General features: G+C 74.7%; 7 protein-coding genes and 1 pseudogene. 4 read left to right on the top strand and 4 right to left on the bottom strand.

The window, feature by feature from the left end; all coding sequences use genetic code 11:
* Window positions 1-137: 137 nt before the first annotated feature.
* The 4 genes and pseudogenes from IF45_RS31245 to IF45_RS0104855 form a co-directional block, all read right to left on the bottom strand.
* Window positions 138-1,022, bottom strand: a pseudogene (locus tag IF45_RS31245) (class I SAM-dependent methyltransferase).
* 104 nt (window positions 1,023-1,126) lie between these two features.
* On the bottom strand, window positions 1,127-1,837 hold the full coding sequence (locus tag IF45_RS0104865) for a class I SAM-dependent methyltransferase (RefSeq protein ID WP_030305687.1): 711 nt from the start codon (window positions 1,835-1,837) through the stop codon (window positions 1,127-1,129).
* 1 nt (window position 1,838) lies between these two features.
* The gene (locus IF45_RS0104860; RefSeq protein ID WP_003951946.1) at window positions 1,839-2,144 is read right to left on the bottom strand and encodes a 4a-hydroxytetrahydrobiopterin dehydratase; all 306 of its coding nucleotides are present in this window, start codon (window positions 2,142-2,144) and stop codon (window positions 1,839-1,841) included.
* Between the two features lie 162 nt (window positions 2,145-2,306).
* Window positions 2,307-2,612 (bottom strand): YciI family protein, encoded by a 306-nt coding sequence (locus tag IF45_RS0104855; protein WP_003951945.1) that lies wholly within the window; start codon window positions 2,610-2,612, stop codon window positions 2,307-2,309.
* Window positions 2,613-2,772: 160 nt separating this feature from the next.
* Here IF45_RS0104855 and IF45_RS0104850 point away from each other — a divergent pair, with 160 nt between their 5' ends.
* From IF45_RS0104850 to IF45_RS0104835, 4 genes are all read left to right on the top strand, one after another.
* On the top strand, window positions 2,773-3,300 hold the full coding sequence (locus IF45_RS0104850) for an SRPBCC family protein (RefSeq protein ID WP_030305686.1): 528 nt from the start codon (window positions 2,773-2,775) through the stop codon (window positions 3,298-3,300).
* A gap of 249 nt (window positions 3,301-3,549) precedes the next feature.
* A complete protein-coding gene (locus tag IF45_RS0104845) occupies window positions 3,550-4,209 on the top strand; it encodes a hypothetical protein (RefSeq protein ID WP_003951943.1) in 660 nt (219 codons plus the stop codon).
* 5 nt (window positions 4,210-4,214) lie between these two features.
* Complete coding sequence (locus IF45_RS0104840) at window positions 4,215-4,889, top strand: hypothetical protein (RefSeq protein ID WP_030305684.1); 675 nt, start codon at window positions 4,215-4,217, stop codon at window positions 4,887-4,889.
* Between the two features lie 179 nt (window positions 4,890-5,068).
* Window positions 5,069-8,764 (top strand): nitrate reductase subunit alpha, encoded by a 3,696-nt coding sequence (locus tag IF45_RS0104835; protein ID WP_030305682.1) that lies wholly within the window; start codon window positions 5,069-5,071, stop codon window positions 8,762-8,764.
* Window positions 8,765-8,767: the final 3 nt, after the last annotated feature.

Here is an 8,767-nt window from a genome sequence, read left to right as displayed (position 1 = left end):
GTCCAGCGCCTCGAAGAACCTCGCCTTCAGCGCCTCAAAATCCACGACCCCCGCAACTCCCTGAACTCCAGGGTGTTGCGGGGATCAATAGAACCCGCCGTCGCGCGGTGCGGGGCACTGTCGTGTGCGGGCCCGGCTCACTCCTCGCGTACGGCCAGGTGGACGGTCTGGGCGCTGAGCAGGAAGAGGTCGGGCCGGTGGTACAGGCCGGCGCTGTCCTCGGGGTCGAGGAGGCGGCCGGCGGTGGCGCGGTCCACCGGGTCCAGCTCGACGTGGTCCAGCCGGCGCTGCCACTGGGCGATCAGGTGGGCGCGGGTCTCGTAGGGCACCGGGGCGGGCAGGTCGAGGAGGAAGCTGCGGGTGGCGACGTGGCGCAGTCCCGCGGCCTCCAGCAGGGCCGTCCAGTCCTCGGTCTCCTTGACGGTGCCGGGCAGCGACTCGCGCATCCCGGCGAACTACTCCTCCTGGGCGGCGTCGAGCCGGGACTCGATGCCGGGCCGCCCGAAGCCCAGTTCGCGCGGGAGGGTGCGCGGCGGCAGACCGCCCTCCAGCAGGACGAGGTGGCCGCCGGGGAGCAGCGCCCGGCCGAAGGCGGCGAGCCCGGCGCGCTGGTCGCCGACGTGGTGCAGCGAGCGCCCGGCCCAGACGAGCGAGGCGGCGGGCAGCGCGTCGAGGCCGCCGGGGAGTTCGGCCCGGTGGGTGTGGAGCCGCTCCTGGAGGCCGGTGCGGTGGGCCCGGTCGGCGGCCCGCTCCAGCAGCGCCGCCTCGGCGTCGACGGCGTACACCTCGCGGTCGGGGAAGATCTCCGCGAGGAGGGCGGCGACGACGCCGGGGCCGCTGCCCGCGTCGACGACCGGGCCGGGGACCCGCTCGCTGCGTTCGGCGGCCCAGCCGGCGATCTCCCGGTACAGCGGGAGGCTCACCTCGGCCTCCCGCTCCATGACGGGCCCCATCACGGACCAGTCGAGATCCCCGTGGCCGTGCCCGTGCTGGTGGCCGTGCCCGTGGCCCTGCTCACTCATGTACGCCGCCCTCCGCTCGCCCGGTGCTGCCTCCAGCCTGGTACGGGCGGGGCGAGCGGGCCAGTCGTGTTGCCGTCGCGGCAAGCGGAGGCGGCGCGTCCGGGTCAGGCGGCGCGGAAGGCCATCAGCCGGAAGACCGGCTCGGGGCGGGGGGTGTCCGGGTCGGGGAGGGCGGCGAGGCGGGCGGCCAGCGCGCTGCCGCCCTCGCGGTACATGTCGCCCGCCCGGACCCTGCGGGCCAGTTCGGCGGGGGTGCGGCCCTGGCCGTGGCCCTGGAAGAGCGCCTCGCCGCAGGGGGTGAGGCCGTGCTGTTCGGCGAGGGCGGTGACGGTGGCGTGCGCGTCGGCCACCTGGCGCAGCCGGTAGGGGCCGACCAGGGTGTCGATGTCGCTGCCCACGTCGTGCGCGTCCGCCTTGTCGACGGTGGTGACGAAGACCCCGCCGGGGCGCAGCACCCGGGCCGCCTCGGCCACCACGGGGGCGGCGTCGTCCAGCAGGTGGAGCAGCCAGACGGCGGAGACGGAGTCGAAGGCGGCGGCGGTGAAGGGCAGGCGGCGGCAGTCGGCGCGCAGCGCGTGGCCGGGGAGCCGTCCGGCGGCGACGGTGAGCATGCCCGGGGCCAGGTCGACGCCGACGACGCGGCGGCCGGGCCGCGCGACGCGCTCGCTGACCAGGCCGGTGCCGCAGGCCAGGTCGAGGTGGTCGCGGGCGGTGGCGGGGAGCAGGGCGTCGACCGCCTCGGCGGCGGCTCTGGCGCGGGGGACGCCGCCGCGGGTGGCGTCGTAGACGGCGGCTTCGCGTGTGTAGTCCAGCACGTCAGTGCGCTCCGTGGGCCGGTGCCAATTGCTCGATCCGGGCCGCGAGGTCCAGGTCGAGCGCGGTGATCGCGCCGTCGGCGCTGTGGGTGCGTACGGCGAGCCGCACGGTGTCGTAGCCGAGGGTCAGGTCGGAGTGGTGGTTCAGCTCGTCCTGGACCTGGGCGATGTGGGTGGTGAGCGCGGCGGCGGCGAAGTGGGAGCCCAGCCGGTAGGTCCGGGTGATCCCGTCGTCCTCCAGGGCCCAGCCGGGGAGTTGGGCGAGCCGGTCCTCGATCTGCCGCTGCGGCAGAGGGTCGGCGGTCATGACCTGCCTCCTTCGGTACGACTGCCGGTACGACTGCGGTCGGGGTCACCCTGCCACACCGGCGGCGCCGACCGGCTGATGCGCGCCTGAGGTTCGCCCGGCCGCGCGGGGGATCGTCCCCTGGCGTCCGCCGAGCGGTGGTGCGCCAGGGGACGGGGCGGCTCAGCTGGTCCCGAAGGTGCCGGCGAGGGGGCCGAGCACCGGCAGCCACTCGGCCACGTCGGTGCGGGCGACGAGGCCCTCGACACGGAACGGGTCCTTCTCGGTCAGGGCGAGCACCTCGTCCTTGGACCCGGCGCGGAAGAGCAGCAGGGCGCCGGCCGGCTCGTCGGCGCCGAACGGGCCGGAGACCAGGTTGATCCCCTGCTCGGAGAGGGTCGAGAGGTAGGCGCGGTGGGCCGGGCGGTGGGTGTCGCGGGCGGCGGCGGAGTCGTCGGCGTAGGTGTAGGTGACGGCGTAGATCGGCACGGTGGTCCTTCTCGGTACGGGGTGCTGACAAGGCGGTTCACCGGGCCGCGGGCCCGGTCCTCGGATCGTACGGGGGTGGGCGGTGCCCGCCGTCCGGGGGCCGGGCGGGGCCCTGTAGCGTGCGCCGCACCCTCATCCGGACCACCCTCCAGGAGCAGCCGTGCCCCGTGTCCTGACCGTCTCCGGCAGTGTCGTCGTGCCGATCGCGCCCCGGGAGGCGTACGCGCTGATCGCCGATCCGGCCGGGATGGGGCGGTGGAGTCCGGAGAACGAGGGGGCGGTGGTACGCGGGGAGGACGGCGCTCCGTATCCGGGGATGGTGTTCGACGGGCGCAACCGGCGCGGCCTCGTGCGGTGGACGACGCGGTGCACGGTGACGGCGGCCGAGCCCGGGGAGCGGTTCGCCTTCAAGGTGCGGGCCATCGGGCTGCGCCGCCCGGTGGTGCGCGGCCCCATCGCGACCTGGGAGTACCGCTTCGCGGCGGAGCCCGGTGGCGGCACGCGGGTCACCGAGACGTGGACGGACGACCGGCGGGGCTGGCCGGACGCCGCCGCGTGGCTCTTCGACCACGCGGTGACCTCGGGCCGCTCCTTCGCCGACTTCCAGCGGCGCAACATCGCCGCCACCCTGCGCCGTTTCGCCGAGAGCTGCGAGACCCCGGCGGAAGGTCCCGGCAACCGCCGCTGAGCTGGGCCTTCACCCTTCATTCCAGCTTCGCTCACCTGCGCGTGCATTGGCGGTGCGCTTCGGGGCATGCGGTCAGCACCGGGAGGTACGGCGGCCCCGGCACCGGGCCCGCCGGGCCCGTGCCTCACCGGAGAGAACGCTTCCGGGAGCCGGCTCCGACGCCGGTTCCCCCCGCGCCCCGCCGACGCCACGCGACCGCGTCCGGCGGAGGTGCCGCACCCCTGCACACCGGAGCCGAAGGGAACAGCCATGCTCACAGTCGTGATCATCGTCGCGGCCGTCATCGTCGTGGCGGCGGCCGCCTACGCCCTGATGAGGCGTGAGAACACCGGGCCCGCGCTGAAGAAGCGCTTCGGCCCCGAGTACGACCGGACCCTCGCCCGGCACAACGGCGACGAGGCCGCCGCCCGGCAGGAGCTGGGTGAGCGGGTGAAGCGCCACGGTGCGCTGGAGGAGCGTCCGCTGGACGCCGAGTCGCTCGCCCGGTACGAGGCCGAATGGGCCGGTGTGCAGCGCCGCTTCGTCGACTCGCCGCAGCAGGCGATGGCCGACGCCGGCGCGCTGCTCGCCCGGCTCGCCCAGGAGCGCGGCTACCCGGGCCCCGAGCAGGGCGACGAGCAGATCGCGGCCCTCTCGGTGCACCACGCCCACGAGGTCGAGGGCTACCGCACCGTCCGCAAGGCCGCCGAGCACGGCGGCGACACCGAGCGGATGCGTGAGTCGCTGCTCTCCGCCCGCTCCCTGTACGAGGCGCTCACCGGCTCGGCCGGACACCCGCAGGCCGGCCGCCCGGCCGACCACACGGAGCCGGGCGACGACCCCCACACCCCCCGGGCCCACGACGACATCCCGGCCACGGCCCGGCCCGAGACGCCGGCGGCCGACGCCCGTACCCCGAAGGGGATCTGACGGACATGGCGGCCGAGAGCGGCAAGTGGGCAGCGAAGCACACCCAGAACCCCCCGGAGAAGGAGACCATCGTGGAGAACGACCCGCGCCCCCAGTCCGGCAGCACCCCCCGGGGCGCCGCCGACCTGACCGGCACGCCCGCCGGCGCCCCTGACGGTGCCCGGCCCGCCGAGGCCGGCACCCCCGGCCGGCCCCCGGCCGACGTGCCTCACCAGGCTCAGGGCGACCGGGCGACCGGCACCGGCGCCGGCACCGGCGCCGGCACCGTCGGTGACGACGCGGTGGGCGGCGACCGGACCACGGTGAAGCCTCAGCCGCTGGCGGGGAAGAACACCGCGGACAAGGCGGCCGGGGCGACCGGCGGCAAGGAAGCGGCGCCCCGCGCCCCGCAGACCGACGGTGCCCCGCAGGTCCCGATGTTCGGTGCCGGGGAGGGCGAGCGCTGGACCGGCCGGCTCCAGGGGGCCGTGAACGGCTTCGTCGACCGGCCCCGGGAGGCGGTCGCCGAGGCCGACGAGGTCTTCGCGGAGCTGGCCGGACGGGTGACCGAGGCCCTGGCCGAGCAGCGGCGGGTGCTGCGCTCGGGCTGGGAGGAGCCGGCCGGTGAGCCCGACACGGAGCGGCTGCGGGTGGCCCTCCAGTCGTACCGGGAGGCGTCGGAGCGGCTGCTGAAGCTCTGACCTCTCCCCCAGAGTCGCCGGTGCCCGGGCCGGGGTGCGAACCCCCAGCCCGGGCACCGGCATGTCCGGCCCCGGGCACACCACCCGGTCGGCGGCGCCCCTGACGGACCGTGCCGGGAGGTGGGCCGCGGGCGGCGCTCCTACGGTCGCAGCACGGCCCGACCCAGGGAGCGCCTCAGGTGACCGACACGACGACACCGTCCGAGCCGGACGCGGCACTCCTGCGTGCCGGACGGTTCTTCCGGCGCGGCACCACGGCGCCCGACCTGCACAGCGAGGAGCTGAAGGGCGGCCGCCAGGGGGACGCCTTCTACCGGGACCGGTGGAGCCACGACAAGGTCGTCAACTCCACCCACGGCGTCAACTGCACCGGTTCGTGCCGCTGGAAGGTGTACGTCAAGGACGGCATCATCACCTGGGAGACCCAGGAGACCGACTACCCCTCGGTCGGCCCGGACCGCCCCGAGTACGAGCCCCGCGGCTGCCCGCGCGGCGCCGCCTTCGCCTGGTACACCTACTCGCCTACCCGGGTGCGCTATCCGTACGTGCGCGGGGTGCTGCTGGAGCTCTACCGGGAGGCGCGGGAGCGGCTGCGCGACCCGGTGCTGGCCTGGGCGGACATCCAGGCGGACCCGGAGCGCCGGCGGCGCTACCAGCTGGCGCGGGGCAAGGGCGGGCTGGTGCGCGCCTCCTGGGACGAGGCGATCGAGATCACCGCCGCCGCCCATGTGCACACCATCGGAACGTACGGGCCCGACCGCGTCGCGGGCTTCTCCCCCATCCCGGCCATGTCGATGGTCTCGCACGCCGCCGGTGCCCGCTTCATGAGCCTCATCGGCGCGCCGATGCTCTCCTTCTACGACTGGTACGCCGACCTGCCGGTGGCCTCCCCGCAGGTCTTCGGCGACCAGACGGACGTCCCGGAGTCGGGCGACTGGTGGGACGCGGCCTATCTGATGATGTGGGGCTCGAACGTCCCGGTGACCCGGACCCCGGACGCGCACTGGATGGCGGAGGCCCGCTACCGGGGCCAGAAGGTCGTGGTGGTCTCCCCCGACTACGCCGACAACACCAAGTTCGCCGACGAGTGGCTGCACCCGCACCCGGGGACCGACGGGGCGCTGGCGATGGCGCTGGGGCACGTGGTGCTCAAGGAGTTCTTCGTCGACCGGACCACGGAGTTCTTCGACTCCTACGTGCGCTCCTACACCGACCTGCCGTTCCTGGTCACCCTCACCGAGCGGGACGGCGCGCTGGTCCCGGCCAAGTTCCTGCGCGCCTCGGACCTCGGGGACACCGGCGAGGGCGCCGAGTGGAAGACGGTCGTCCTGGACGAGGCGACCGGGCGGGCGGCGGTGCCGGGCGGCTCGCTCGGCTTCCGCTGGACCGAGTCGGGCAAGGGGAAGTGGAATCTCGCGCTCGGCTCGGTAGTCCCCCAGCTCTCCCTGCACGGCGACGCGGTGGCGGCCGGCGTCGAGGTGCTCCTCCCCCGCTTCGACACCGAGGGCGGGGCGCACGGCCAGGGACGCGGCGAGGTGCTGCGGCGGGGCGTGCCCGCGACGCGGCTCGGCGGCCCGGACGGACCACTGGTCACCACCGTCTTCGACCTGCTGCTCGCCCAGTACGGCGTGGGGCGGCCCGGTCTGCCGGGCAGCTGGCCCACCGGGTACGAGGACGCCTCGCAGCCGGGCACCCCGGCGTGGCAGGAGACGCACACCTCGGTGCCGGCGGCGAAGGCGGTGAAGATCGCCCGGGAGTTCGCGCGGACCGCCGAGAAGTCCCGGGGCCGCTGCGTGATCCTGATGGGCGCCGGGACCAACCACTGGTTCCACTCGGAGACCATCTACCGCACCTTCCTTGCCCTGCTCCAGCTCACCGGCTGCCAGGGCCGCAACGGCGGCGGCTGGGCCCACTACGTCGGCCAGGAGAAGTGCCGCCCCTCCACGGGCTGGGCGACGCTGGCCGGCGCCCTCGACTGGAGCCGCCCGCCGCGCCAGGCGATCGGCGCCGCCTACTGGTTCCTCCACACCGACCAGTGGCGGTACGACACCTACCCCGCCGACGTGCTCTCCTCGCCGCTGGGCAACGGGGCGTTCGCGGGGATGACCGGCGCGGACTGCGTGGCGCAGGCGGCGCGTTCGGGGTGGATGCCCTCGTACCCGACCTTCGACCGGAACCCGCTGGACCTCGGCGACCTGGACGACCCGGTGACGGAGGTGGTGCGGCAACTGAGATCCGGGGAGCTGGGCTTCGCCTGCGAGGACCCGGACGCGCCGGAGAACTGGCCCCGGGTGCTGACGCTGTGGCGGGCCAACCTGCTCGGTTCCTCGGCCAAGGGCGCCGAGTACTTCACCAAGCACCTGCTCGGCACCCAGTCCTCGCTCCGGGCCGCCGAGGCGCCCGAGGGGCTGCGCCCGCGCGATGTGCGCTGGCACGAGGAGGCGCCGGAGGGCAAGCTCGACCTGCTGCTCTCGCTGGACTTCCGGCAGACCTCCTCCACCCTCCTCTCCGACGTGGTGCTGCCGGCCGCCACCTGGTACGAGAAGCACGACCTGTCCACCACCGACATGCATCCGTACGTGCACGCGTTCACCCCGGCCGTCGACCCGCCGTGGCAGGCGCGGACCGACTTCGACATCTTCCTGTCGCTGGCCCGGCGGCTGAGCGAGCTGGCCGCCAACCACCTCGGGGTCCGCAAGGACGTGGTGGCGAGCGCCCTCCAGCACGACACGCCGGGCGAGATCGCGCAGCCGGGCGGGGTGGCGCTCGACTGGCGGCGCGGGGAGTGCGAGCCGGTGCCGGGGCGGACCCTGCCGAACCTGGCGGTGGTCGAGCGGGACTACACGGCGGTCGGGGCGAAGTTCGCCTCGCTCGGGCCGCTGGTGGAGAAGCTGGGGCTGCCCGCGAAGGGCGTCGCGCTCCACCCCGGCCAGGAGGTCGAGGAGCTGAGGGCCCGTAACGGTGTCGTCCTCGGCGGTCCCGCCGACGGGCGGCCGGCGCTGGACACCGCGGTCAAGGCGGCCGACACCATCCTCGCCCTCTCCGGCACCACCAACGGGCGCCTGGCCACGCAGGGGTTCCGCACCCTCCAGGAGCGGGTCGGGCGGGAACTCACCCAGCTCTCCGCCGAGCACGAGGGCAAGCGCGTCACCTACGCCGACACGCAGGCGGCGCCGGTGCCGGTCATCACCTCGCCGGAGTGGTCGGGCAGCGAGTCGGGCGGGCGGCGGTACGCGCCGTTCACCATCAACACCGAGCACCTGAAGCCCTGGCACACCCTCACCGGCCGCCAGCACTTCTTCCTGGACCACGACTGGATCCACGAGGTCGGTGAGGCGCTGCCGGTCTACCGGCCGCCGCTCGACATGAACCAGCTCTTCGGCGAGCCGCGCCCCGGCACCCGCGAGGACGGCGGGCACGAGGTGACGGTCCGCTACCTGACCCCGCACAACAAGTGGTCCATCCACTCCGAGTACCAGGACAACTTCTTCATGCTGGCGCTCTCCCGGGGCGGCCAGACGATCTGGATGGCGCCCCAGGACGCGGAGGCGATCGGGGTGAAGGACAACGACTGGATCGAGGCGGTCAACCGCAACGGCGTGGTCACCGCCCGCGCCGTCGTCTCGCACCGCATGCCGGCCGGCACGGTCTACATGCACCACGCCCAGGAACGCACCGTCGCCGTGCCGAAGACCGAGACGACGGGCAAGCGCGGCGGCATCCACAACTCGCTGACCCGCCTGCTGATGAAGCCCAGCCACCTCATCGGCGGCTACGCCCAGCTCACCTGGGCCTTCAACTACCTGGGCCCGACCGGCAACCAGCGCGACGAGGTCACCGTGATCCGCCGCCGCTCGCAGGACGTCACGTACTGACCG

It is taken from the genome of Streptomyces albidoflavus (assembly GCF_000719955.1).
GTDB lineage: Bacteria > Actinomycetota > Actinomycetes > Streptomycetales > Streptomycetaceae > Streptomyces > Streptomyces albidoflavus.
The sequence above is the reverse complement of the archived record's forward strand: the minus strand, read 5'-3'. Positions and strand labels throughout refer to the sequence as shown.

Excerpts from the sequence above, each read along its gene's own strand:
- IF45_RS0104860 (WP_003951946.1), bottom strand. The coding sequence starts at position 2,144 with ATGACCGCCGACCCTCTGCCGCAGCGGCAGATCGAGGACCGGCTCGCC.
- IF45_RS0104845 (WP_003951943.1), top strand. The coding sequence starts at position 3,550 with ATGCTCACAGTCGTGATCATCGTCGCGGCCGTCATCGTCGTGGCGGCG.
- IF45_RS0104840 (WP_030305684.1), top strand. The coding sequence starts at position 4,215 with ATGGCGGCCGAGAGCGGCAAGTGGGCAGCGAAGCACACCCAGAACCCC.